This window comes from Pseudomonas sp. JS425, from assembly GCF_018223845.1.
Taxonomy (GTDB): domain Bacteria; phylum Pseudomonadota; class Gammaproteobacteria; order Pseudomonadales; family Pseudomonadaceae; genus Aquipseudomonas; species Aquipseudomonas asiatica.
Window position 1 is genome coordinate 905613 of the sequence record NZ_CP073661.1, and the last position, 25317, is coordinate 930929.

22 protein-coding genes, 1 tRNA gene and 1 pseudogene are annotated in these 25317 nt (G+C 63.5%); 13 read left to right on the forward strand and 11 right to left on the reverse strand.

Features of this window, described 5'->3' with window-relative positions:
• Positions 1-52 precede the first annotated feature (52 nt).
• Positions 53-667, forward strand: a complete 615-nt coding sequence (locus KDB76_RS04110; RefSeq protein ID WP_024086240.1) for a LysE family transporter — start codon at positions 53-55, stop codon at positions 665-667.
• A gap of 100 nt (positions 668-767) precedes the next feature.
• Here KDB76_RS04110 and KDB76_RS04115 read toward each other — a convergent pair.
• Both KDB76_RS04115 and KDB76_RS04120 read right to left on the reverse strand, forming a co-directional pair.
• Positions 768-844 (reverse strand) — tRNA-Met (locus tag KDB76_RS04115).
• A gap of 100 nt (positions 845-944) precedes the next feature.
• Positions 945-1517 (reverse strand): annotated as a pseudogene (locus KDB76_RS04120) (FecR domain-containing protein); the annotation flags it as partial.
• Between the two features lie 182 nt (positions 1518-1699).
• Between KDB76_RS04120 and KDB76_RS04125 the strand changes: the two are divergent.
• The 6 genes from KDB76_RS04125 (at position 1700) to KDB76_RS04150 (ending at position 8871) form a co-directional block, all read left to right on the forward strand.
• A complete protein-coding gene (locus KDB76_RS04125) occupies positions 1700-2914 on the forward strand; it encodes an MFS transporter (RefSeq protein WP_023661338.1) in 1215 nt (404 codons plus the stop codon).
• 187 nt (positions 2915-3101) lie between these two features.
• Positions 3102-3239, forward strand: coding sequence for a hypothetical protein (locus tag KDB76_RS04130; protein ID WP_164842885.1), 138 nt, complete (start codon positions 3102-3104; stop codon positions 3237-3239).
• Positions 3240-3322: 83 nt separating this feature from the next.
• Complete coding sequence (locus KDB76_RS04135; protein WP_038408679.1) at positions 3323-4501, forward strand: MFS transporter; 1179 nt, start codon at positions 3323-3325, stop codon at positions 4499-4501.
• 74 nt (positions 4502-4575) lie between these two features.
• Positions 4576-5202 carry a DNA-3-methyladenine glycosylase gene (locus tag KDB76_RS04140; RefSeq protein ID WP_013970834.1) on the forward strand — a complete coding sequence of 209 codons (627 nt, stop codon included), beginning with the start codon at positions 4576-4578 and terminating at the stop codon, positions 5200-5202.
• 148 nt (positions 5203-5350) lie between these two features.
• Entirely contained in the window at positions 5351-6403 is a 1053-nt protein-coding gene (gene ada / locus KDB76_RS04145) for a bifunctional DNA-binding transcriptional regulator/O6-methylguanine-DNA methyltransferase Ada (RefSeq protein WP_038408681.1), read from the forward strand.
• A 56-nt stretch (positions 6404-6459) separates the two neighbouring features.
• Positions 6460-8871: a DUF3772 domain-containing protein gene (locus KDB76_RS04150; protein ID WP_024086244.1), complete on the forward strand. Its 2412-nt coding sequence runs from the start codon at positions 6460-6462 to the stop codon at positions 8869-8871.
• Positions 8872-8985: 114 nt separating this feature from the next.
• On the opposite strand, the gene KDB76_RS04155 is transcribed toward KDB76_RS04150, so the two are convergent.
• Both KDB76_RS04155 and KDB76_RS04160 read right to left on the reverse strand, forming a co-directional pair.
• A complete protein-coding gene (locus KDB76_RS04155; protein ID WP_013970837.1) occupies positions 8986-10203 on the reverse strand; it encodes a DUF3422 domain-containing protein in 1218 nt (405 codons plus the stop codon).
• Between the two features lie 223 nt (positions 10204-10426).
• A complete protein-coding gene (locus tag KDB76_RS04160) occupies positions 10427-10672 on the reverse strand; it encodes a hypothetical protein (protein ID WP_024086246.1) in 246 nt (81 codons plus the stop codon).
• A 567-nt stretch (positions 10673-11239) separates the two neighbouring features.
• On the opposite strand from KDB76_RS04160, the gene KDB76_RS04165 reads away from it, so the two are divergent.
• Entirely contained in the window at positions 11240-12187 is a 948-nt protein-coding gene (locus KDB76_RS04165; protein WP_038408539.1) for an IS110 family transposase, read from the forward strand.
• 84 nt (positions 12188-12271) lie between these two features.
• Here the strand turns inward: KDB76_RS04165 and KDB76_RS04170 are convergent, their stop codons facing one another.
• The 3 genes from KDB76_RS04170 to KDB76_RS04180 form a co-directional block, all read right to left on the reverse strand.
• Positions 12272-13702: an aldehyde dehydrogenase family protein gene (locus tag KDB76_RS04170; RefSeq protein ID WP_013970839.1), complete on the reverse strand. Its 1431-nt coding sequence runs from the start codon at positions 13700-13702 to the stop codon at positions 12272-12274.
• A gap of 13 nt (positions 13703-13715) precedes the next feature.
• Positions 13716-15215, reverse strand: a complete 1500-nt coding sequence (locus KDB76_RS04175; protein ID WP_038408683.1) for a cytosine permease — start codon at positions 15213-15215, stop codon at positions 13716-13718.
• Between the two features lie 92 nt (positions 15216-15307).
• Positions 15308-15697 (reverse strand): nuclear transport factor 2 family protein, encoded by a 390-nt coding sequence (locus KDB76_RS04180; protein WP_013970841.1) that lies wholly within the window; start codon positions 15695-15697, stop codon positions 15308-15310.
• A gap of 431 nt (positions 15698-16128) precedes the next feature.
• Between KDB76_RS04180 and KDB76_RS04185 the strand changes: the two genes are divergently transcribed.
• Positions 16129-17148 carry a transporter gene (locus KDB76_RS04185; RefSeq protein WP_024086247.1) on the forward strand — a complete coding sequence of 340 codons (1020 nt, stop codon included), beginning with the start codon at positions 16129-16131 and terminating at the stop codon, positions 17146-17148.
• 15 nt (positions 17149-17163) lie between these two features.
• On the opposite strand, the gene ehuA is transcribed toward KDB76_RS04185, so the two are convergent.
• From ehuA to ehuB, 4 genes are all read right to left on the reverse strand, one after another.
• Positions 17164-17958 carry an ectoine/hydroxyectoine ABC transporter ATP-binding protein EhuA gene (gene ehuA / locus KDB76_RS04190; protein ID WP_164842880.1) on the reverse strand — a complete coding sequence of 265 codons (795 nt, stop codon included), beginning with the start codon at positions 17956-17958 and terminating at the stop codon, positions 17164-17166.
• A gap of 59 nt (positions 17959-18017) precedes the next feature.
• A complete protein-coding gene (gene ehuD / locus KDB76_RS04195; RefSeq protein ID WP_003256382.1) occupies positions 18018-18674 on the reverse strand; it encodes an ectoine/hydroxyectoine ABC transporter permease subunit EhuD in 657 nt (218 codons plus the stop codon).
• Entirely contained in the window at positions 18671-19330 is a 660-nt protein-coding gene (ehuC, locus tag KDB76_RS04200) for an ectoine/hydroxyectoine ABC transporter permease subunit EhuC (protein WP_013970844.1), read from the reverse strand. Before ehuC ends, ehuD begins: the two co-directional genes overlap by 4 nt.
• Positions 19331-19392: 62 nt before the next feature.
• Positions 19393-20247 (reverse strand): ectoine/hydroxyectoine ABC transporter substrate-binding protein EhuB, encoded by an 855-nt coding sequence (gene ehuB, locus KDB76_RS04205; RefSeq protein WP_013970845.1) that lies wholly within the window; start codon positions 20245-20247, stop codon positions 19393-19395.
• A 239-nt stretch (positions 20248-20486) separates the two neighbouring features.
• Here ehuB and KDB76_RS04210 point away from each other — a divergent pair, with 239 nt between their 5' ends.
• The 4 genes from KDB76_RS04210 to doeA all read left to right on the forward strand — a co-directional run bounded on the left by KDB76_RS04210 (position 20487) and on the right by doeA (position 25317).
• The gene (locus KDB76_RS04210) at positions 20487-21881 is read left to right on the forward strand and encodes a PLP-dependent aminotransferase family protein (RefSeq protein ID WP_031324447.1); all 1395 of its coding nucleotides are present in this window, start codon (positions 20487-20489) and stop codon (positions 21879-21881) included.
• Positions 21882-22095: 214 nt separating this feature from the next.
• Entirely contained in the window at positions 22096-23067 is a 972-nt protein-coding gene (gene eutB / locus KDB76_RS04215; RefSeq protein ID WP_013970847.1) for a hydroxyectoine utilization dehydratase EutB, read from the forward strand.
• 30 nt (positions 23068-23097) lie between these two features.
• A complete protein-coding gene (gene eutC, locus KDB76_RS04220) occupies positions 23098-24090 on the forward strand; it encodes an ectoine utilization protein EutC (RefSeq protein WP_013970848.1) in 993 nt (330 codons plus the stop codon).
• A 36-nt stretch (positions 24091-24126) separates the two neighbouring features.
• On the forward strand, positions 24127-25317 hold the full coding sequence (gene doeA, locus KDB76_RS04225) for an ectoine hydrolase DoeA (RefSeq protein WP_013970849.1): 1191 nt from the start codon (positions 24127-24129) through the stop codon (positions 25315-25317).

Below are 25317 nucleotides of genomic sequence, written 5' to 3' on the forward strand. Positions count from 1 at the left end.
CTCGATAATTACCCGGTCTGTGCATTTCCATCGTCTATCGAGAGCCACCAGCATGACCGAACTCATTGCCGTAGCCCTGTTCACCCTGCTTGCCGTCATCAGCCCCGGTGCCGACTTCGCCATGGTCACCCGCAGCAGTTATGCACAAGGCCGCAAGGCCGGGCTGGCTGCCGCCGTGGGCATTGCCCTGGGAGTGCAGGTGCACGTCCTGTACACGGTGCTGGGCATCGCGGTGATCATCAGCCAGAGCCCGACCCTGTTCCTGGGCATGAAAGTGCTGGGCGCGGGTTACCTGGTCTACCTGGGTTTCCAGTCGCTGACCAACACCCGGCGTATCAGCCTCGACGGGGTTGCCGCATCAGCCACCAGCGTAACGCAGGCCCTGCGCACGGGCTTTCTGACCAACGCCCTCAACCCCAAGACCATGCTGTTCGTGATCAGTGCCTTCACCCAGGTAGTGCAACCGGGCAGCTCGTTGGCGCTGGATTTTGCCTACGGCGCTTTCATGTCCATTGCTCACTGGGTGTGGTTCAGCCTGGTGGCGGTATTTTTCTCCAGTACGGCATTGCGCAAGGCGATGATCGAGCGGCAAAGGCTGGTGGACCGGGTTATTGGCCTGGCGCTGATCGGGTTGGGCCTGGCCGTGGCGGTGACCGGAATGCGTTGAGGTGGCAATTGCATGCCCTGTACGGGAAGGGTGCAGGCCTGTGGTATTTTTCGCAGGCAAAGAAAAAGGGCTTACCTTGCGGTAAGCCCTTCGTCTTGTTTGGTGGCTACACAGGGACTTGAACCCCGGACCCCAGCATTATGAATGCTATGCTCTAACCAACTGAGCTATGTAGCCGATGGCGCGCATTATTCTCTTGAACGGCCCCCCTGTCAACACTCATTTCAAAAAAAATTTGCACGCTTTCAAAAACTTAGCGGCCAGGCCCGGGTTCTGCCTTGCCCAACGGCATGTCACCGGCTTTCAACTGCCTGCTGCGCCAGCCATCGGCGGCCTTGAGGTCGGCTTTCCGTACCGGGCCGATATGCGCGCCATCGAAGGTTACCCGCTCACCCATCGATACCATGCGCTGTTCGCTGCCTTGGATAACCATGGCCTTGCCACTGAGCACCACCAGTTCGTCATGGCCTGCATGGCGGGCGACCTGCAGGCGGGTACCGAACACCTGGATGCGCGCGTCGCCCACTGCTATCTCCATGGCCCTGCCGTCGAGCATCACTTCCAGGTATACCCGGCCCTGCACCAGGTGCAGTTGGCGCGTGCGGCCACGCAGGTCGGCGTTCATCGCACTGGCGCTGCCCAGGTGCAGGGTGGTGCCATCGGCCAGGCGGATGCTGCGGCGTTCACCTGCATCGGTATGCAATTCGCTGCCCAGGCGCTGTATCAGCGGCCAGTACAGGTAGGCGGTAGCGGCCAGCCCCAGGAGGAACAATAGCGCCAGCCATTTGCCCAGATGGCTGCGGTGCGCGTTGATCTGCCGTGGACGGACGCGAACGGGCATTGGGCTCATTGGGTTGGTGTGCTCGTGATTAGGGCCGTTTCGCCCAACGATGACGGGTGTTTTGGCCAAGGATGCTAATTATATTGAGAACCATTTTCAAGTGTGTCGCGGACAAAGGAAATAAAAGGTAGCTATGTATCTATTTGTTTTCCGATAATCGGATCCCAAACTACGGACGGAGATTCAGGCACATGGCTATCAGTAGCGCCTCCACGGCGCCCACCAGTGCGGCGGCGAGCCAAGCCACGCCGCTGGTGATGCGCATAATCGGTTTCTGCGCCCTGGCGCACCTGATCAATGACCTGATCCAGTCTGTGCTGCCGGCGATCTACCCGATGCTCAAGGCCAACTACGACCTGAGTTTCGCCCAGATCGGCATGATCACCCTGACGTTCCAGATCACCGCCTCGCTGCTGCAGCCTTGGGTCGGCTTCTTTACCGATCGCCGACCGGCACCGAACCTGCTGCCACTGGGCACCCTGTGTACCCTGGTGGGTATCGTGATGCTGGCCTTCGTCGGCAGCTTCCCGATGATTCTGCTGGCCTCGGCCCTGGTGGGTATCGGTTCGTCGACCTTCCACCCGGAAACCTCGCGTATTGCGCGCCTGGCATCGGGCGGGCGCTTCGGCCTGGCCCAGTCGACCTTCCAGGTCGGTGGCAACACCGGGTCGGCTTTGGGGCCGCTGCTGGCGGCAGCCATTGTCATTCCGTTCGGCCAGAGCCACGTGGCCTGGTTCGGCCTGGCTGCGCTGTTCTTTCTCGGCGTCACCCTGATGCTGCGTGGCTGGTACAAGGAGCACCTCAACCAGGCCAAGGCGCGCAAGGCTGTGCAGGCGACCCACGGCATTTCCCGCGGGCGGGTGGTGGCGGCGCTGATCGTGCTGGGCCTGCTGGTGTTCTCCAAGTACTTCTACATGGCCAGCTTTACCAGCTATTTCACCTTCTACCTGATCGAGAAGTTCGATGTGTCGGTGGCCAGCTCGCAGCTGCACCTGTTCCTGTTCCTTGGTGCGGTGGCGGCGGGTACCTTCTTTGGCGGGCCGATCGGTGACCGCATCGGGCGCAAGGCCGTGATCTGGTTTTCGATCCTTGGCGTGGCGCCGTTCACCCTGGTGCTGCCGTATGCCGATCTGTTCTGGACCACCGTGTTGAGCGTGGTGATCGGCTTTATCCTGGCTTCGGCGTTTTCCGCGATCGTGGTGTATGCGCAGGAGCTGGTTCCGGGCAGCGTGGGCATGATTGCCGGGATCTTCTTCGGGCTGATGTTCGGCTTTGGTGGCATCGGTGCGGCCTTGCTGGGGTATGTGGCGGACCTGCGTGGCATCGAGTACGTGTACGAGGTGTGTTCGTTCCTGCCTTTGTTCGGGTTGCTGGCGGTGTTCTTGCCAAGTACCGGCAAGCGCTGATATTGCCGGGGCTGCTTTGCAGCCCATCGCGACACAAGGCCGCTCCTACAGGGGGACTGCGTACTGTTGTAGGAGCGGCCTTGTGTCGCGAAACGGCCTCGTAGAGGCCCCCTGGGCAATTGACGAGCCAACCTGCGGTGGCCTAGAGTCCGCCCTTTCTTCAACCACCTGCGTAGTAGTCAAAGCAATGTGCCGTACCCAGTCCCTGCCGAACGCCCGCCAGCCTGCCTTCCAGGCCCTGCGTCGTGCGTGGCCGCGCGACACGGTGCTCAAGCGTCGCCGCAGCGTGCTGTTTGCCTTCACCTTCTCGCCACACCTCGCCTGAACTGATCTGCGCTTTCGCGTCGCTCGCCGCCCTGGCGTGCGCGCCTGTGTCTGCACGTCTTTTCGGTTTGTAAGGAGTGGTACATGAACATGCGTTTGCTGGCGGGCCTGTTGTTCGCCGTTTCGGTCGTGGGTTTCAGTTTGGGGGCCAGCCTGCCGCTGGTGTCGTTGCGCCTGCATGAAGCCGGTGCGAGCACCCTGGAAATCGGCATCATCTCGGCCATCCCCGCTGCGGGCATGATGCTCTCGGCGTTCCTGGTCGACGCCTGCTGTCGCCACCTGACCCGGCGCACCATCTACCTGCTGTGCTTCAGCCTGTGCACGTTCAGCATTGCCTTGCTCGAGTCGGCGTTCGGCTCGCTGTGGCAGCTGGCGCTGTTGCGCCTGGGCCTGGGGCTGGGCATGGGTATCGCCATCATCCTTGGCGAGTCGTGGGTCAACGAACTGTGCCCGGAGCACAACCGCGGCAAGATCATGGCCCTGTACGCCACCAGCTTCACCGGCTTCCAGGTGCTCGGCCCGGCAATGCTGGCGGTGCTGGGCGCCGACAGCCCGTGGATCACCGGTATGGTCACCGCCTGCTATGGCCTGGCGCTGCTGTGCATCGTGCTGACCGTACCCAACGACCATGTGGAACATGAAGAAGGTGAAAAGAGCTTCGGCCTGGCCGGTTTCTTCCGTGTGGCGCCGGCGCTATGCGTGGCGGTGCTGTTCTTCTCGTTCTTCGATGCCGTGGTGCTGTCGCTGCTGCCGGTGTATGCCACCAGCCATGGCTTTGCCGTGGGCGTGGCGGCGCTGATGGTGACCGTCGTGTTTGCCGGTGACATGTTGTTCCAGTTGCCGCTTGGCTGGTTGGCCGACCGGGTGGAGCGCACCGGGCTGCACCTGGTATGCGGGCTGCTGGCGATGGCGATCGGTATCGGCCTGCCCTGGCTGCTGAACCTGACCTGGTTGCTATGGCCGCTGCTGGTGCTGCTGGGCGCCGTGGCAGGCGGCATCTATACCCTGGCGCTGGTACTGATCGGGCAGCGCTTCAAGGGGCAGGACCTGGTTACCGCCAATGCCAGCGTGGGCTTGCTGTGGGGTGTGGGTAGCCTGGTCGGGCCGCTGGTCAGCGGTGCGGCGATGGATGTGGCGCCGCATGGTCTGCCCATCGCGCTGGCGCTGATGGCCGGGTTGTTCGTGTGCTTTGCCCGGCAGTCGTACCGGCGCACGGTGCGGTTGCGGGGCGATGGTGCCGAGCAATACCCTGCCAGGAATTAGCCGCGCAAGAATCGGCGTTTGTCCGATGAACGGCTGCGTTAAGCTGGGCCTGCAATCGACCCGTTGGAGGTGCCATGATCCTGTCCGACCTATCGCCTGAAGCCTACCGTGAGGCCACTGAATACCTTGCGGCGCTCGACCCGGACTGGTCGCGGCATATCGAGGCGACCGGGCCTTGCCTGCACCAGGCCACGCCGGGGCGTGAGCCTTACGAAGTGCTGGTGCGAGCGATTGCCTACCAGCAGTTGCATGCCCGTGCTGCCGAGGCAATTCTTGGGCGCTTGCTGGCGTTGTTCCCGGAGGCTGCGTTCCCAGGGCCGGAGCAGTTGTTGGCGGTTACACCGGAAACCATGCGCGCCTGTGGTTTTTCCGCGAGCAAGATGGCGACGATCCAGGGTATTGCCCAAGGCCGGCTGGATGGCCTGGTGCCGAGCCGGGAAGAGGCGCTGGCCATGGCTGACGAGGCGTTGATCGAACGGCTGGTGGCATTGCGCGGGGTAGGGCGGTGGACGGTGGAGATGTTGCTCATCTACAGCCTGGCGCGTTCGGACGTTCTGCCGGTCGACGATTTTGGCGTGCGCGAGGGGTATCGGCGGCTGAAGGGGCTGGACAAGGCGCCGACGCCGGCGCAAATGCGTTCGCTGGGTGGCGGCTGGCGGCCATACCGCACCGTGGCGGCCTGGTACCTGTGGCGGGCTTGAGGTTTTGCACTGCCTGTGCCGGCCTCTTCGCGGGTAAACCCGCTCCCACAGGGATATCCACAGCCTTGAAAGGCTATGCAGTACCTGTGGGAGCGGGTTTACCCGCGAAAGGGCCGGCACAGGCAACAACCTATCTGGACATTTACCAATGAACTCCTACACCACCCCCGACCAACGCTGGCAAGCCGTAGAATCCCGCGAAACCGCCGCCACCGGCCACTTCGTCTACGCCGTGCGCACCACCGGCATCTACTGCCACCCCGGCTGCAAATCGCGTCTTGCCAAGCGAACCAATGTCGAGTTCTACGACACCCCAGCTGCCGCCGAAACCGCCGGCTACCGCGCCTGCAAACGTTGCACCGCCACCACCAGCGCCACCCGCCACAGCCAGCTGGTCACCCGCGCCTGCCGCCTGATCGAAGCCATCGACCCGGCACCCAGCCTCGACCAACTCAGCGCCCAACTGGCCGTCAGCCCTTTTCACCTGCATCGCCTGTTCAAGGCCGAAACCGGCCTGACCCCCAAGGCTTATGCCACCGCTTTCCGTGCCCGGCGCCTGCGCGCTCACCTGGAAGATGGCCAGCGCTCTGTCACCGATGCCATCTACGACGCCGGCTACAACTCCAACAGCCGTTTCTACGAAAGCGCCGACCAGCGCCTGGGCATGCGTCCGCGGCAATACCGCGCCGGCGGCGCCGGGGCAACCATCCACTTCGCCCTTGGCCAATGCTCCTTGGGTGCCATCCTGCTGGCCCAGAGCGAGAAGGGCATTTGCGCGATCCTGCTGGGCGACGATCCCGAGGCCCTGCTGCACGATCTGCAGGACCAGTTCCCCAAGGCCCACCTGGTCGGCGGCGACAGTGCTTACGAACGGTTGGTCGCCGAGGTGGTGGGATTCGTCGAAGCACCCGCCCTGGGCCTGGCCTTGCCACTGGATGTGCAAGGCACTGCGTTCCAGGAGCGGGTGTGGCAAGCCCTGCGCGAGGTGCCGGCCGGCAGCCGGGTCAGCTACACCGACATCGCCGAGCGCATCGGCGCGCCCAAGGCGGTGCGTGCGGTGGCCATGGCCTGCGCGGCCAACCACATCGCCGTGGCCATCCCCTGTCATCGGGTGGTCCGCCGCGACGGCGACATCAGTGGTTACCGCTGGGGCATCGAGCGCAAACAGCAGTTGCTCAAACGAGAAACGGCACTCTCCTGATCGTGTGAAGCCGCGTAGAATCCCCCGCCAAATCGAATTGTAAAGAGGAATATTCGATGAGGCGTGTCAGCCTTGCCCGTTATTGTCCAGGCCTGATGGTTTTCATGGCCCTGATGCTGGCCATTGCCAGCCCGGCCTGGTCGGCCCCGGCCACGCCATTGTCCAATCTGGCGGTTGCCGAAGCGGACGTGCTGGATGAAAACGCCAGCATCGAGCAGTTGAGCGAGCGGCTGGACCAGATACGCCAGGGCGTTACCAGCGACGCCAATGACGATCTGCTTTCGCAGTTGCGCCTGGGCGCAATGCAGGTGCAGCGTCAGGCCGACGCGTTGACTGCCCTGCGCACCACTGATGTTGAAAAAGTCGACGACAAGCTCAAGGTCATCGGCCCGGTCCAGCCGGACGAGGCGGCTACCCTGACCCAGCAGCGTAAAGCGCTGGAGGCCGAGAAGAAGGCCTTGGTGGCGCAGCAGGACCAAGCCTCCAAGCTGACCCAGTCGGCGCGCGACTTGTCCACGCAAATCGTCAACCTGCGCCGCAGCCAGTTCAACTCGCAGATCACCAGCCGCGCGGCCTCACCGCTGACCCCGGCATTCTGGCAGAGCATCATTCGCCCCACCCAGGACGATGTGGCACGCCTGCGTGACCTGCGTGGTGAGACGGCTGATGCCATCGGCAGTGCCTTCAGCGCTGAAAATCGCTGGTTGTTCATTACCAGCCTGGTGGCGGCAATCCTGGTCTGGACCTTGGTGCGCCGCGTGCTCGAGCGCCTTCTCGCCGGCGCCATGGTCAGCTGGCTGCCCGAAGGCCGCCTGCGCCGCAGTGCGCTGGCGCTGGGTGTCAGCCTGGCAACCTTGGGCACCATCGCCGGCTCGGTCTCGCTGCTGCGTTGGGGGCTGGAGAGCAGCGCCGAGTTGGGCGCCGATATCGCCAGCCTGGCCAATCATGTACTTGCCCTGGTGGTGTTCAGTGCCTTCATCACCGGCCTGGGCCGCGCCATGCTGATGCTGCAGCGTCCGTCCTGGCGCCTGCCGCCTATTCACGATGAAGTGGCCAGCGCCCTGGGCTGGTTCCCCAAGGTGCTGGCGTTGGCGCTGATGGTCATGATGACCATGGAACGCATCAACAGCGTGATCGGTGCCAGCCTGGCGCTGACCGTGGCGGTCAACGGCCTGACCGCGCTGGTAGTGGCGTTCACCTTCGCCGGTGCGCTGCTGCGTTACCGCCGCACCCTGCGCAAGCATGACCTGGAGCGCCCCACAGGCCTGGCCGGGCTGATCCCGTTCGTGATGGTGATCTGGCTTACGTTGATCCTGCTGGCCTTGCTCGCCGGTTACCTGACACTCGCCTACTTCCTCACCGCCAAGCTGCTGTGGGTCAGCCTGGTGATTACCTGTGCCTACCTGCTGACCACATTCTTTGGCGACCTGTGCGAAACCCTGCTGTCGCCCCGCCAGCCCGGCGGCCTGGCGCTGGCCTCGACCCTGGGCCTGGCGCCACGTCACCAGGCCCAGGCCAGCACCATCCTGGCCGGTATCGGCCGCACCGTGGTGCTGTTCCTGGCGTTGTTGCTGGCACTGATGCCGTCGGGCACCAGCCCCAGCGAACTGCTGTTGAGCCTGGGTGATTGGGACGAGACCGGTGGCAAGCTGCTGGGCAACATGAACATTGTCCCCCAGGACATTCTGTTGGCAGTGGTGATGTTCCTCGGCGGCCTGTTCGCCATCCGCGTGGTCAAGCGCTGGCTGAGCGATCGCCTGCTGCCGGAAACCGACATGGACGCCGGCATGCGTGCCTCGCTGGTGACTCTGGTGGGTTACCTGGGCTTCATCTTCCTGGCCATGCTGGTGATGTCGACCCTGCGCATCAACCTCACCAGCCTGACCTGGGTGGTCAGTGCCCTGTCGGTGGGTATCGGTTTCGGCTTGCAGCAGATCGTGCAGAACTTCATTTCCGGCCTGATCCTGCTGACCGAGCGCCCGGTCAAGGTGGGCGACTGGGTCAGCCTGGCGGGTGTCGAGGGCGACATTCGCCGTATCAACGTGCGCGCCACCGAGATCCAGATGTCCGACCGCTCGACGGTTATCGTGCCCAACTCGCAGTTCATCTCGCAGAACGTGCGTAACGTGACCATGGGCAACGCCCTGGGCGTGGTCGGCATTACCCTGACCATGCCGCTGGAGACCGATGCCAACCGCGTGCGTGAACTGCTGCTGGCGGCTTACCAGGAGCACGAGGCGATTCTGGATGCGCCGGCTACCTCGGTCACCTTCAAGGACCTGACCAGCAGCGGCATGGTGATAGGTGTGAGTGGTTACGTGGCGGGGCCGCGGCAGGTGTCCGGTACGCGCAGTGACCTGTTGTTTACCATCCTTGGGCGCCTGCGTGATGAAGGTATTGCCCTGTCGTCGCCGCAGAGCATGGTGTTGGTGCAAGAGAATGCACGGCCGGCTGACGAGCCGGTGTGAGCATCGGGGGCTGCGTTGCAGCCCATCGCGACACAAGACCGCTCCTACAGGAAATGTGCAGTCCCTGTAGGAGCGGCCTTGTGTCGCGATAGGGGCGCAAGGCGCCCCCAACCCTCAATGCTGCTTGGCCTGCCTGATCCTCAGCAAAATCACCAGCAACACCAACAGCACAGGCGGCGCCATGGCCAACAGCCCATCCCGCGCCGTCAGCCCCAACCCCAGCACATTCAGCCCGCCATACAGCAGCTTGAACAAGTTCAGCAGGTAGTAGGTGATGGCAATGATCGACAGCCCCTCAACCGCCCGCTGGATCTTCACCTGGGCATCGGCCCGGGCATTGAGGCTGCGCAGGATCTCGGCGTTCTGCTCTTCCATTTCCACCTGTACCCGCGCCTGCAACAGGTCGCCCAGGTTGGCCACGTTCTTTGCCAGCTGCTCCAGGCGCTGCTCGGTGGCCGCGCAGTAGCGCACGGTTGGCTTGAACCGGCGTTCGATGAAAACCCCCAGGCGCTGGCAATCGCCCACATGGCTTTCCCGCAGCTCGCCCAGGCGTTCGAACACCAGTTGCGCATAGGCTTGCGTGGCGCCGAAGCGGTGGCGGGTTTTCACCGTACGGCTGACCACCTGGCGTGACAGGTGGGCAATGGCTTCCAGCAAGCCTTTGGAATCATGGTCATCGACACCGGCACTTCGCTCCGAGAGGTTGACCAGGGTCTTGTCGAAGGCATCCAGTTCCTGGCTGAGGTCCTTGGCCGTGGTCAGGGTCAGCGAGGCCATCATGCGGTAGGTCTCGATCTCCAGCAGACGGCGGATCATGCGGCCCTGTCGGTAGGCATTGAGGCGACGGTTGATGAACAGGAAGCGGTTGGTGCCGTCCTCGGTCAGGCGAAAATCGCTCCACACCACCGCATCGCCACCGCCGACGCAGGAGCCGCACGGGTCCTTGAAACCGTAGTGGGGCAGGTCCAGTTCGTGTTCGTCACGGACCAGCACCTGCACCGCATTGATCACTTGCGCCGCTTGCGGGGCGATAGCCTCGGCCAGCACCGGCGGCAGCGTTTGCCACTCGGTGTCGGCGGCAGTGCAGGGCACCACCAGGGTCAGGGTGAAGAACTCGGTGTGCCGTTCCCATTTGAACGGATGGCCATCCAGGCGGGTGATGCCTTGGGCGGCTGCGGTGTCCAGGGCATCCGGGCAGCATCGTTGCAGCAGTGCCGCACAGGCAGCATCGCCGCCGAGCAAGGCCAGGTGGAAGACATGCGCCGGGCCGTCGAAATACAGCGACGGGCGGGCGTGCAGTTCGTTGTGCAAGGCGGTGCGTTGAGGGTGCATGGGTGGTCCGGCCTGGTGTTGTGATTGTGGGGGTACCAGGAAGTGGGACTTTGCGGTGGGCGGGCAAAGTCACGCGGACGCAAAGTTTTGTATCACCTGTGCCGGCCTCTTCGCGGGTAAACCCGCTCCCACAGGTACGGTGCTGCCCTTCAGGCCTGCGCTATCACTGTGGGAGCGGGTTTACCCGCGAAGAGGCCGGTGAGCCCGGCATCAATTCCAGGCCTTACTCGCGGTTCAACAGCAACTGGTTGAGCGCCCGGGTCATTTGCACGTTATGCACGGTATTGACCAACAACCCGATGCCCGGTTCGCCAGCGTTGGCGCAGATGTATTCGTCGAGGGTGTCCTCAATGCCGAGCAGCAATTGCGAGACGTAACGAAGTGCCTCGGGTGAGGGCAAGTCGTTGTTGATGGTGTAGAACGGGCGGGAGCCAGGTTTTACAGGTGGATCGGGCACAAGTTTATTCATTGCGTTTCCCTAGGTCGGTCAGGAGCTACCACCTCATTCCCTCTCACAGGATCGGGTGGCAGCCGTACGCGGGGTGAGAGACCGGAGACCTAGGAACCCGGCCAGGACCAAGCCTGCCCGCGCACAGCTACCGTTGAGGTTGCAACCAGATCAGCACGGGCTCTCACACCCGGTCGCCATTTGTGACGACCCAGGGAAATTAGCCCTGATGCTCCTGTTCAACAACAGAGAAACGGCTGCGGCGCGGGTAGGATAATTCCCAAGCTACTTCCAGCTGAAGCATTTGGTTTCAGGTTGGGAAAAGTCTTACATCTGAGGGGGGCAAGGCGAGGGCTTCGCCCTCGATCGCCGGCAAGCCAGCTTGTATGGTTAGACTTGAAGGGAGGAGGAGGGACAAAGCCAGCTTCTGACTGTTAGCGCAGTACAGACCGTGGGAGATCTCGCCCCTCCTCCCTTTTCACCCAAGCGCCGATAAAGAATGCTTCCGGGCTCAGACCGACGAAAGACACAAGCCAGCGCCTCTGGGTGACCCTTCAAGTGCTTCAACACTATCGAGGAGAGTTGCTCATGGCAATGGTGGTTGCTGATTCAAAGCGGCTGATTGGCGTGGATGTGGCCAAAGCGGAACTGGTCATCTGGGACGATGAATCAGCAGAGCTCATAGCAATCCCCAATACCAAAGCAGCTATTAAGAAATGGCTCAAAGGCCTCTCGGGTGCGATGTCCGTGGCCATCGAGGCGACCAACATTTATCACGTTCTGTTTACGGATCTGGCCTTTGAGTTTGGGCATACGATCTACGTGGTAGATGGTTACGCCCTGAGCCATTACCGCAAAGGCGTCAACGTACGCGCTAAGACAGATGCAATTGATGCCCAGCTGTTGGCCCGCTATCTGAAGAACGAAGGACAGGACCTTACGCCTTGGGCGCCGCCACCGGCTATCTATCGACAACTTCTGAGCCTGTTTCGGCGACGTGCGGGACTGGTCCAGGCACGAACCAGCCTGTCTCAGGGATGGGCTAATGAACCGCTACTTAGAGCCGCCTTCAAGACACATCTGCGTGCGATGCAGCGGCTTGAGCTGCTGGTGGAGAAGATGATCAAGGGTCTGCTGGAAAAGGCCGGACTGATGCCTCAGGTAAAGCGCTGCATGAAGGTCGAGGGGATTGGTTTTCTAACGGCTGCACGCCTGACTGCGACGTTTCAGCGTGGCAACTTCAGCGGGGGTGATGCGTTTATCGCCTTTTTGGGTATGGATCTGAGGATTGCGCAGTCGGGGCAGAAAAAAGGGCAATCCAAGCTCACGAAGCGAGGAGACCCCGAAGCTCGACGCCTCCTTCACAACGCAGCCATGTCGGCATGCCGCACGGCAGTATGGAAATCGTACTACGAAGAGCGCCTGGCACGTGGTTTTAGCACGACAGCATCGCTTGTCATGCTCGCACGCAAATTGGCGCGAGTAGTATTTGCCCTACTGAAAAGCGGAGATGAGTATCGGTCAAAAGCCGCTTAAAAAACTTCCCTAAAACCATAGAATCTCCCACAGGGATGGCATATGGCTTGCCGGCGAAAGGGCCGCAAAGCGGCCCCGGAAATCTCAACCCAGACAGCGCGTCACATGCTTGACCGACTGGTAGGCCGACAACCCCCAAGGCCCCAGCTCACGCCCGATCCCGCTACCCTTGGTGCCACCCCACGAGGTCTCGACGAACACCGCCTGCACCGAGTTGATCCACACATGGCCAACCTCCAGCGCATCGGCCACCCGCTCGGCGCGCTCCAGATCGGCGGAGCACACCGTAGCCACCAGCCCGAAGCGGCTATCGTTGGCCTCGGCAATCGCCTGTTCCTCGGTCGCAAAGCGACGCGCGCACAGCACCGGGCCAAAGATTTCCTCGGTCCACAGGCGGCTGTCTTTCGGCACATCGGCATACAGCGTCGGGCTGACGAACCAGCCATCACGGTCCAGCGCCTTGCCACCGGCCAGGCACTGCAGGCCTTCTTCCCGCGCCGTGGCAAAGTAGCCGGCCACCTTCAGCCACTGCGCCTGGCTGGTCAGCGGCCCCATGTCGACCTCTTCGGTCAATGGATTACCGACCCGTAGCTGCTCCAGTGCGGCCTGCAAACGCGGCAGCAATGCATCGGCAATGCCGTCCTGCACCAGCAGCCGCGAAGTGGCCGAGCACATCTGCCCGGCGTTCCAGGTGATGCCGGCGACGATCCATTCCACTGCCTGGCCCACGTCGCAATCATCGAACACCACGATCGCCGACTTGCCGCCCAGCTCCAGCGTCACCGGCCGGCACTGCGCCGAAGCGCTGCGCATTACCTGGCTGCCGACACTATTGCTGCCGGTGAACGACAGCTTGTCCAGGCCATTGTGGTTGCTCAGTGCAGCGCCGGTTTCGGCCTTGCCGTTGACGATGTTCAACACCCCGGCCGGCAGCTCCAGGGCATCGGCGATCTGGCCATAGGCCTGTTCGATCAGCGGGGTGACTTCCGATGGCTTGAGCACCACGGTGCAACCAGCGGCCAGGGCCGGGGCGAGCTTCCAGGCGCTGGTCACTAGCGGGAAATTCCACGGTACGATCAGGCCGACCACGCCCACTGGTTCCAGGCGGGTGCGAGCGCTGAAACCCGGCGCAGCCAGCGGCACATCGCGGTTCTTCGATGGCAGTTGCTCGGCCAGTTCGGCGTAGTAGCCGAAGGTGGCGATGGCGTCGTCCAGGTCGATTTCCGCCTCGTGACGTGGCTTGCCGTTGTTGCGCATCTGCAAGGTGATCAATGCTTCACGGCGCTGCCCGAGTTGTTCGGCAAAGCCGCGCAGGTAGGCGGCGCGTTCGCTGGCGCTGGTGTTTTTCCAGGCGGGTAGGGCGCCACGGGCAGCGGTCACTGCCTGGTCTACCTGGGCGACGCTGGCGGCCTTCAGTTCGGCAAACGGTTGCCCAAAGGCCGGGTCATTGACGCTGATGCAGTCGCTGCCCTGGCCTTCGACCCAGCGGCCGGCGATGTAGTGGGAAGTGGTCATGGTCGGTTTCCAGTCAGGCCGTTTCGGCGGTGGTTACCGGCGAGTGCGCGGTGCTTTTGCAACGCACCCAACGCGGGCCCTGGGGGCCATACACGCCGGCAGGTTCGGGGAACAGGTTGAGCAGCAGCAGGTACAGCACACCGGCCAGCCCCAGGGTGACCGGCAGGCTCAGGTCGATGCCGCCGGCCAGGTCGCCCAGTGGGCCGACGAACTGTCCTGGCAGGTTGACGAAGCACAGGCCCACCGCCGCGCTGGGGATCCACGCCCCCATGCCGCGCCAGTTCCAGCCATGCAGGAACCAGCAGTGGCCGCCACGCTGGCCGCGGGTGAACACCTGCAGGTCGTCGGCATGGTAGAAGCCGCGGCGGGTGATCAGGCCGAGGATCATGATCACCATCCACGGGCTGGTGCAGGTGATGATCAGCACAGCGAAGGTCGACACGCTCTGCACCAGGTTGAAGGTGAAGCGGCCGATGAAGATGAAACCGATCGCCAGCACGCCAATCAGCAGGGTGGCGCCGGCACGGCTGAGCAGGCGTGGGAACACGCTGGACATGTCCAGGCCAGTACCGTACAGCGCGGTGGTGCCGGTCGACATGCCGCCGATCACCGCAATCAGGCACACCGGCAGGAAGAACCAGCTTGGCGCCACCGCCAGCAGGCCACCGACGTAGTTGTTGGCGGCGATGTAGTCCGGCGCCTGGGTGGCCACCAGGGTGGCGGTGCACAGGCCGAACAGGAACGGGATCAGTGTCGCGCCCTGGGCCGCGATCACTGCCAGCATGATGCGAGCCTTTGGGGTTTCACGCGGGATGTAGCGTGACCAGTCGCCGAGGAACGCACCGAACGACACCGGGTTGCTCATGGCCAGGATCGCCGCACCGACGAATGCCGCCCAGAAGCCCGCCTGGCCGAGGTTTACGCTACCCGCATAACCGGCGTCGAACGGCCCGGCAAAGGCAACGATGCCCAGCAGGAACAGCAGGCTCGAGGCCCACACGGCGATTTTGTTGACCCACAGCATGAAGCGGAAGCCAAAGATACACACCACCAGCACCAGCACCGCGAACAGGCCGTAGGCCAGGCCCAGGGTCAGGTCGGTTTCCGGCAGGCCGGCCAGGCGCTTGGCACCGCCGACCAGGGCGTCGCCCGAGCTCCACACCGACAGCGAAAAGAATGCCACCGCGGTGAGCAGCGACAGGAACGAACCGACGATGCGCCCGTGCACGCCAAAGTGCGCACCCGACGACACCGCGTTGTTGGTGCCGTTGAGCGCGCCGAACAGGCCCATGGGCGCGAGGATCAGCGCGCCTACGCCGACGCCGAGCAGGATCGCCCACACGCCGGCCTGGAACGACAGCCCGAACAGCACCGGGAAGCTGCCCAGCACGGCCGTGGCGAAGGTATTGGCGCCGCCGAAGATCAGGCGGAACAGGTCCAGCGGGGAGGCGTCGCGTTGATCGTCGGGGATCTGTTCGACGCCGTTGGTCTCGATACCGGTCGAGTGGCTCATGGTGATGCTCCAGCGCGGTTGTTGTGGGCCGGCGCAGTGCGCGGGCCTTCTTGTGGGTGCGATGGCAGGGCGGCAGGGCCGCGTAAAGGGGATCAGGCCGGCGATACGACCGACAGGTGCTCGTGGCAGGCCAGCCACCGTTCGCCGTGGCGGCGGAAGACAATGGTTTCGCGCTCGCTCAACTGGTGTTCTTCGCCGGCGATGCGGATGTGCGTGGCCACATCATGCATGAAGATCGCCATGTCACCTTGCAGGCTCACCTGGGCATTGCCCGATTCGCAGGCGAGCACGGCAAACCCGTCGGCCTGCCATTGGGCCCAGAGTTGCTCGTAGGCATGGCGCGACAGCAGCGGTTGCGGCAGGGTGTGGAAAAGGAAGGTGGCGTCTTCGCTGAAGCAGGCGAAATAGCGAGCGGTGTCGTTGCTGGCGAACGCCGCAACGAGGTCGGCGGCGGCTTGCCGTACCTGGAGTGTCTGGTCCACGGGAGTGGCCTCACGGTTCTTGTGATTGTGGTGAAGCGATTCTGGTGGCGGTTGGCGAGGGGAAAAATCGCTGCGGGCAAATAATCAGTTCAGGAATTTGTGAAGTGATGGAGGCGCTTTCTCAGGTTTCGCACTGCGCATCCTGTGGGAGCGGGTGTGCCCGCTCTCATAAGGCTGCACATAACTCATTGAATTAGCAGGGACCCTGTGGGAGCGGCTTTAGCCGCGAACACCGGCGCAGCCGGTGCCATGCACCGCGTTGGATTCTTCGCGGCTAAAGCCGCTCCCACAGGGTATGCGGACCGCTTGCGAATTCGGCTCTCTACGCGACAGCGCAGCCCAAAGGGCTTTCAGCTATCCAGCTGTCATCTGACTGCAACGAATATTCAGCAACCTTTCTGCCATCTCCCCGTGCCTCATTGCGAGTTCGAATGGGCCATCCCGCGCTGCATCTGCCACAGGACCACGACCTGTTCGGCCTGCTCTACGCCTTCGCCTTCCGCCCTGGCCAGCCGGGGCGCGAAATCGATTCGGCGCAGTTGTTGCGCACGCTCGGCCAGCCGCTGGAACCTGGCGAGTTTCTCTGGGTGCACCTGAACCTGGCCCACGCTGCCTGCGAACGCTGGTTGCGCACCCACCTGCAGTTGCCCGAAGCCTTCTTCGAAACCCTGCGCGAAGGTTCGCGCTCGACCCGTATCGAACACGCCGACTCGGCACTGCTGGCGGTGGTCAACGATGTGGTGTTCAACTTCGGCCTGGTGTCCTCGGACATCTCCACGCTGTGGGCCTGCGCCAGCAGCCAGTTGCTGGTAAGCGCGCGGTTGCAGCCGCTGCATTCGGTCGACAAGCTGCGCTCGTCGGTCAAGCATGGCGAGCGCTTTCATTCGTCCATCGAGTTGCTGGTCCATCTGTTGCGCGACCAGGGCGATGTGCTGACCCAGATCGTGCGTGAAACCACCACCAGCGTCGACCGCATCGAAGACCAGTTGCTGTCCCAGCGCCTGAGCGACAACCGCGCCGAACTGGGCAGCATGCGCCGGGTGCTGGTGCGCTTGCAGCGCCTGCTGGCGCTGGAGCCGGGGGCGCTGCTGCGCCTGCTCAACCGGCCGCCCGACTGGCTGCAGGAACAGGACATACGCCAGCTGCGCGCGGCCACAGAAGAGTTCACCCTGGTGATCAGCGACCTCACCGCCCTCGGTGAGCGGATCAAGCTGTTGCAGGAAGAAATCGCCGCCAAGCTCAACGAACAGACCAACCGCACCCTGTTCACCCTGACCGTGGTGACCGTGCTGGCGCTGCCCATCAACATCATCGCCGGTTTCTTCGGCATGAATGTCGGGGGTGTGCCGCTGGCGGAAAACCCCCATGGTTTCTGGGTGCTGGTGGCCCTGGTGGCGACCTTCACCGTGCTGGTGGGGCGCTGGGCGTTTCGCAAGCGGCGCGAGTACTGACGCGACGATCGCCGGTCAGTTCGCCTCCCGCACTGCACTGAGGAACGCCCGGGTCCGCTCCTGTTGCGGGTTTTCGAAGATCTGCGCCGGCGTCCCCTGTTCGTGGATCTGCCCCTTGTAGAAGAAGCACACCCGATCCGCGAACTCCCTGGCAAAGCCCATCTGATGCGTCACCATCAGCATGGTCAGGTTGTGTTCGCTGCCCAACCGGCGGATCACGTTCAGCACCTCGCCACACAGTTCCGGGTCCAGCGCCGAGGTCACTTCGTCGAACAGCATCACCTTGGGTCGCATCGCCAGCGCCCGGGCAATCGCCACGCGTTGTTGCTGACCTCCGGACAATTGCGACGGGTAATGCTCGAACTTGTTGCCCAGGCCAACCATCTCCAGCAGCTCCGCAGCCCGTTCGCGCGCCTCGGAGGGCTTCACGCCCAGTACCTGGACCGGGGCTTCGATCACGTTCTGCAAGGCACTCATGTGCGGGAACAGGTTGAAACTCTGGAACACCATGCCGATCTTCGCGCGCACTTTGCGTACATGGCGCTCGTTGGCGATGAGCTGCTGGCCGTTGCGCCCGGGCATGTGGGTGAGCGATTCGCCATCGACTTCGATCATGCCCTGGTCAATGCCTTCAAGCGTCATCAGTACCCGCAGCAACGTCGATTTGCCCGAGCCGCTGGGGCCGATGATCGCCACCTTTTCGCCGGGGGCGACATCGAGGTTGAGGCCGTCGAGCACGGTGAAGCTGCCGTAGCGTTTGGTCACGTCCTTGAAGCTGACGATCGGTTGGGCAATGGCCGGTGTGGGCATGTGGGTGTCCAGCGGCTGGGTGGCGGTGGCAGTGGCGAAGTGGGTCACAGGGGCGATCATCAGCGGAGCTCCAGGCGCACTTCAAGGCGCCGAACGAGGTAGGCCAGAGCGACGCTCAAGGCCAGGAAGAACAGACCGACCAGGGTGATCGGCTCGAGGTAGCGGAAGCTTTCGGAGCCGACGTTCTTGGCCTGCTGCATGATTTCCACCACGGTGATGGCCGACAGCACCGGGGTGTCCTTGAGCATGGCGATCAGGTAGTTGCCCAACGGCGGCAGGATCGGGCGAATCGCCTGGGGCAGGATGACTGCCCGGTAGGCGGTCCACGGCGCGAAGTTGAGGGCGACCACCGCTTCCCACTGGCTGCGCGCCACCGAGTCGAGGCCGCCGCGGTAAACCTCGGCCAGGTAACAGGCGTAGTGCACGCCGATACCGATGATGCCGGCCTGCATGGCCGTCATGTTCACCCCGTAGTTGGGCAGCACGTAGTAGAGGAAATACACCTGGATCAGAAGCGGCGTACTGCGGATGAACTCGATCAGCAATGCCACCGGCCACGACAGCCAGGCCTGGCGGCTGCGTCGGGCGATGGCCAGGAACAGGCCCAGCACCACTGCGATCAGGAAGCCAACCAAGGTGATGCCCAGGGTTTTCAGCGACGCCTGCAGCAAGTCGGGGAGGATTTGTGCGACGTAGTTCCAGTCCCAGAAATTCATGACAGGCTCCCCCGCAGGCGACCACGGCTCAGGCGCCGTTCGACCCGACGCATGAGGAAGTTGATGACCTGCGCCAGGACGAAGTAGAGCAGCAGGGTGAGGCTGAAGATTTCCAGGGTCTGGAAGGTCGCCTGGTCCAGCTGACGGGCGCGGAAGCTAAGGTCCGACAGGGTGATCAGCGACACCAGCGAGGTGTTCTTCAGCAGTTCGATCAGCAGGTTGGTGCCAGGTGCGATGGCCGCCAGCAATGCCTGCGGCAGGATGATCCGCCGGAAGCGGGTGGTGGCGGGCATGTTCAGCGCGGTGCAGGCTTCGTACTGCCCCTTGGCCACCGAGCTGATCGCCCCGCGCATCACTTCGGCACCGTAGGCACCGATGTGCAGCCCGAGGCCGACGATGGCCACGGTGTAGGCGCTGAGTTCGACGTTGAACGGTGGCAGCGGCAATACGAAGAACAGCCAGAACAACTGCACCAGCAGCGAGGTGCCACGGAACAGCTCGATGTAGGCCACGCACAGCCAGCTCAATGGCCGCCATGACGAACGCCGGCCGAGGGCGGCGAGGATCGCGGCGACGATGGCCAGCAGCGAGCCGAAGAAGGTCACCTGGATGGTGATCCAGGCGCCTTGCAGTAACAACGGTATCAATTCACCCATGGTTCGACCTGAATAATCGGATTACACAGGGAATGGCACGGCAAGCGCCATGCCACCTCGATTCACTGCTGGGCACAGAGCTCGGCGGCGGTCTTGTCAGTCACGTTGCTGCGGTCGAAGCCGAACGGCGCGACGGTCTTCAGATGCTCCTCGCTGCCCAGCCACTTCTTCATCTCGGCGTTGACCGCGTCGCGCAGGGCTTTGTCCTCGGGGCGGAAGGCCAGGGCACCGTAGCCGGTGTGGGCCGGGTCATCCGTGAAGTCGCTGATCGCCTCGACCTTGTCGCCACCCTTTTTCGCCAGGCCCTTCATGGTCAGCTGGGTGCCCACGGCAGCATCGGCGCGGCCGGCACGCACGGCCTGCAACTGGGCGGTGGTGTCCGGCACCTGAAGGATCTGCGCATCGGTGATGCCGGAGTCGCGGGCATAGGCGAGGTTGACCGTGCCGGCCATGATCGCCAGCTTCACGTCCGGGCTCCTGGCGATGTCGGCGTAGCTGTGCAGGTTCTTCGGATTGCCCTGTGCCACCAGCAGGGTGTCGGGCAGGGCGTACTGCGGGTCGGTGAAGATCACCTGCTTGCAGCGTGCGGGGGTGATGTACATGCCTGCTGCAATCACATCGAAGCGCCCGGCGCGCAAGCCCGGGATCAACGAACCCCACTCGGTGAGCACGCCATCGACCTGCTTGATGCCCATTTTCTCGAAGATGATCTTGGCGATTTCCGGTGACTCACCGGTTACACGGCCATCGGTTTCGGTGAAGGCGAACGGGGTTTCGTTGGCGTAGCCGATGCGGATGCGGCTGGTTTCCTTGATCTCGTCCAGGCTGGCGGCCTGGGCGCTGGCGAGCACACCGACGGCGGCACAGGCCATCAGCAGGCGCTGGAAGGGGCGTGGAACGTTGAAAGGCTGGCTCATCAATGAAGCTCCTGTTTGTTATAAAAACCGTCGTCGACGGCTCTGTGTTAGGAGGCAGTGGAGCAAAACAGCGATAGCAGGTCGGTCTTTTGTTCGAGGCTGCCAGGCAGCGGGAGTTCGACCTTGGGGCGAGCATACAAAAGCTGAAACGGCGATGGCATTGCACTAGGACAATTGCCCGAAGCACTTGTACGGGGGATGCTGTGACCCTGGCCCCGGCAAGCGAAGCGAACCTCATGATGAACAGTTGGAAGGCAGCCCTGGACGCGGCCCGCATCGGCGAGTCCAAATACAAGATCCTGGTCCAGGCCGTCACCGGCGAGATCGAGCGCGGCGTATTGGTACATGACCAGCGCCTGCCACCGCAGCGACAGGTAGCCGATGCCCTGGGCATCAGCGTGCAGACCGTGACCAATGCCTACAAGGAACTCGAGCGCCAAGGCCTGGTACGTTGCGAGATCGGCCGTGGCAGTTTCGTCAGCCGGCGCATGAGCGACCGTGTGTCGGATGACATCATCGACCTGCCCGAGCGTACCCTGGTCGACTTCTCCATCACCCGCATCCTGCACACCCAGGTGCATGAGCGCATCTGGCGCGACACTTGCGCCGAGCTGGCCGTGGAAGAGGAGCAGCCGTGGATCCATGCCTACCGGCCCATCGCCGGTTTCGAGAGCCACCGCGAGGCCGCGGTGCGCTGGCTTGCCGGCCTGGGCATGCAGGTCGAGCGTGACGATGTGCTGGTAACCAACGGCGCCGCCCACGCCATCTTCCTGGCCCTGGCCTCGCTGGCCGGGCCGGATGATGTGGTGCTGTGCGAGGGGTTGACCGACCATGGCGTGATCGGCAATTCACAGGTGCTCGGTTTCACCCTCAAGGGCCTGGAGATGGACCGCGAGGGCATCAACCCGGAACATTTCGAGGACATCTGCAGCAACGAGCGGGTGACCGCGCTGGTGTGCACACCCAACCTCAACAACCCGACCGTCAGCCTGATGCCCGACAGCCGGCGCCAGGAGATTGCCGAAATTGCCCGGCGCTTTGGCGTGCATATCATCGAAGATGACGTTTACGGCCCGCTACTGGGTGGCAGCCATGCCAGGCCGCTCAGTTCCTATGCGCCGGAGCTGTCGTTCTACTGCACCAGCATGACCAAATCGGTGCTTACCGGCCTGCGCGTGGGCTATCTGGCCATGCCCAAGCGGCTGGCGCTGCGCACCGAGAGCATCTTGCGGGTCAACAGCTGGATGGCCACGCCCCTGGTGGCGGAGATTGCATCGCGCTGGATCAACGACGGGCGCGCGGCGCAACTGGTGGCGCTGCAGCGCACCTTGCTGGGCGAGCGTCAGGCGTTGTTGCGTGAGTACCTGGGGGAGTATGTGCGTGGTCAGCACGCCCATGCCTTGGGTGCCTGGCTGAACATTCCCGAGCGCTGGGAAGTGGACAGCCTGGTGCGTGCCTTGCGCCGCCGGCAGATTGCGGTGACGCCGCCGGAGCCGTTCCTGGTGCGCGGTACACCGCGGCCACGGGCCGTGCGCTTGTGCGTGGGCGCCGAGTGTTCCGAGGCAAAGTTGCGCCAGGCCTTTGGCGATATGCGGGAGTTGTTCGGGCAGTATCCGCAGATCCACGAGCTTTGAGCGGCCTGTACCGGCCTCTTCGCGGGTAAACCCGCTCCCACAGGAATCGCGCATTTCCTGAACCCCGCACGGAACCTGTGGGAGCGGGTTTACCCGCGAAGAGGCCGGTACAGGCAAAAACAAATTCCCCGGCAAATTGCCCTAGTACATTCAGCACGACAATTTTCGCCTCATACACTCCGCCCAACATCAGCTCACTTGTTGGGTCCCGGTCATGTCAGCGCTCTCGCTTCACGATCTCTACCTCGCCCGCCAGCGTATCCACGGCCTGGTGCGCAGCACGCCGCTGGAACTTTCCCCCAGCCTGTCACGGCGCCTGGGCACGCCGGTCTACCTGAAGCTCGAGGCCCTGCAGACTACCGGCAGCTTCAAGCTGCGCGGGGCCAGCAATGCCATCGCCGCACTCAGCGCTGAACAACGCGCTTGCGGCGTGGTTACGGCCTCCACCGGCAATCACGGCCGGGCGGTGGCCCACGCTGCTGCGCAACTGGGCGTGAAGGCAACCGTGTTTCTTTCGCAACTGGTGCCAGCCAACAAAGTCCAGGCCATCCGCGATCTGGGCGCCGAAGTGTGCATCGTCGGCCACTCCCAGGACGATGCCCAGCAGGCCGCGCAACAACATGCCGATCAACAGGGCGCAACCCTGATCCCACCTTTCGATCACCCTCAGGTCATCGCCGGCCAGGGCACGTTGGGCCTGGAAATCATCGAGCAGTTGCCCGAGGTGGAGCAGGTGCTGATTCCGCTCTCCGGTGGTGGCCTGTTCGCAGGTGTGGCGTTGGCCATGAAAAGCATCAAGCCGGCGATCACCACCCATGGCATCAGCATGCAGCGCGGCGCGGCGATGTACGCCAGCCTGCAGGCCGGCAGGCCGGTCGAGGTTGAGGAGCTGCCGACACTCGCTGACTCGCTCGGCGGCGGCATCGGCCTGGGCAACCAGCACACCCTGAACATGACCCAGCGTCTGCTCGACCAACTCCACCTGCTGCCGGAAGCGTCGATCGCCAATGGCATGCGCCACGCCTACCAGCACGAACGGTTGGTACTCGAAGGTGCCGGTGCAGTCGGCATCGCCGCGCTGCTCGACGGCTTGGTGACGGCCCGCGGCCCGGTGGTGGTGGTGGTCAGCGGGCGCAACGTCGACAGCGCACAGCATCAGCGCGTCATCAATGGCGGCGACGCCTGAAATTCACGTTCCTTCACTGGAGGTATTCGAATGCCGGCCATCACCTTGCTCAGCGAAGCCGACCTGCGTAGCTGCATTACCCTCGACCGCGACGCGATCGATGCCATCGAGCAGGCCTTTGCCCTGCTTGCCACGGCCAATGTGGCGATGCCGCCGATCCTGCGCCTGGATGTGCCCGAGCACAACGGCGAGGTGGACGTGAAAACCGCCTACCTTCCTGGTCTGGAGCGTTTCGCGATCAAGGTCAGCCCAGGCTTTTTCGACAACCCCAAGCTTGGCCTGCCCAGCCTCAACGGCATGATGATGCTGCTGTCGGCCCGCACTGGCCTGCTCGATGCCTTGCTCCTCGACAATGGCTACCTCACCGCCGTGCGCACCGCTGCAGCCGGTGCGGTGGCTGCCCGCTGGCTGTCGCGGCAGGACAGCCGCAGCGTGGCCTTGATCGGCAGTGGCGAACAGGCACGCCTGCAGCTGCAGGCACTGCGCCTGGTGCGGCCGATCGAGCAGGTCAAGGTGTGGGGGCGCGATGCGCAGAGAACCGCAGCGTTATGTGATGACCTGGGGCGCGATGGGCAACTGCAGGTACAGGCCTGCGACAGTGTCGACCAGGCCATGCAGGCGGTCGATATCGCCATCACCTGCACCCCCAGCCGCGAGCCGCTGATCCAGCCGCATCACCTGCAACCGGGGCTGCACATCACTGCCATGGGCTCGGATGCCGAGCACAAGAACGAGATCGCGCCCATGGCCCTGGCCCGGCTCGACCGTTATGTGGCCGACCGCCTGAGCCAGACCCGCGTGCTGGGCGAACTGCACCACGCCTTGCGCGCTGGCGTGGTCAGCGAACAGGCCGTTCATTCCGAGCTGGGCCAGATCATCGCCGGCCTGCACCCGGGCCGTGTGCAGGCCGAAGAGGTCACCCTGTGCGACCTGACCGGCACCGGGGCCCAGGACACCGCCATCGCCAACCTTGCCTTCGAACGCGCAATCGCCGCCAACAAAGGCCTGGCGTTTCACAGCTGACAGTTTTCACAACCCACTCACAAGAAGGGCATCCGTATGTCACAGACAGTGGTCAACCTGCCGTTCAGCCGGCAGGAGTACGCCCAGCGCCTGGCCAAGACCCGCGCTGCCATGCAGGCACAGGGCCTGGAGCTTTTGCTGGTTACCGATCCATCGAACATGGCCTGGCTCACCGGCTATGACGGCTGGTCGTTCTACGTGCACCAGTGCGTGCTGCTGGCGCTCGATGGCGAGCCGATCTGGTTTGGCCGCGGCCAGGACGCCAATGGCGCAAGGCGCACGGTGTTCATGCAGCACGACAACATCGTCGGCTACCCGGATATCTATGTGCAGTCACGCGAGCGCCACCCGATGGACTACCTGTGCCAGGAGGTGATTCTGGCCAAGGGCTGGGGCGGCCTGAGCATCGGCGTGGAGATGGACAACTACTACTTCAGCGCGGCGGCCTACCAGGCGCTGTGCAAGCACTTGCCGCAGGCGCGCTTCAGCGATGCCGCCGGGCTGGTCAACTGGCAGCGGGCGGTCAAGTCGCCGCAGGAAATCGAATACATGCGTATCGCCGCGCGCATCGTCGAACAGATGCACGGGTGCATCCTCGAACGCATCGAGCCCGGCATGCGCAAGAACGAGCTGGTGGCCGAGATCTACCGCAGCGGCATCCTCGGTGTCGATGGCCACGGTGGCGACTACCCGGCCATCGTGCCGTTGTTGCCGACTGGCGCTGATGCCAGCGCGCCGCACCTGACCTGGGACGATTCACCGTTCACCCGCGGCGCCGGCACGTTCTTCGAGATTGCCGGCTGCTACAAGCGCTACCACTGCCCGCTGTCGCGTACCGTGTACCTGGGCAAGCCGCCGCAACACTTTCTCGATGGCGAAAAGGCGGTGGTCGAAGGTATCGCGGCCGGCCTCGATGCCGCGCGGCCAGGCAATACCACCGGTGACATCGCCAGGGCGTTCTTCCGTGTGCTGGAGAAGTTCGGCATACACAAGGACAGCCGCTGTGGTTACCCGATCGGTATCAGTTACCCGCCAGATTGGGGCGAGCGCACCATGAGCCTGCGCCCGAGCGACACCAGCGTGCTGCAACCGGGCATGACCTTCCACTTCATGCCGGGGCTGTGGATGGACGACTGGGGCCTGGAGATCACCGAAAGCATCCTCATCACCGAGACCGGGGTCGAGACCCTGTGCAACGTGCCGCGCCAGCTGTTCGTGAAGGACTGA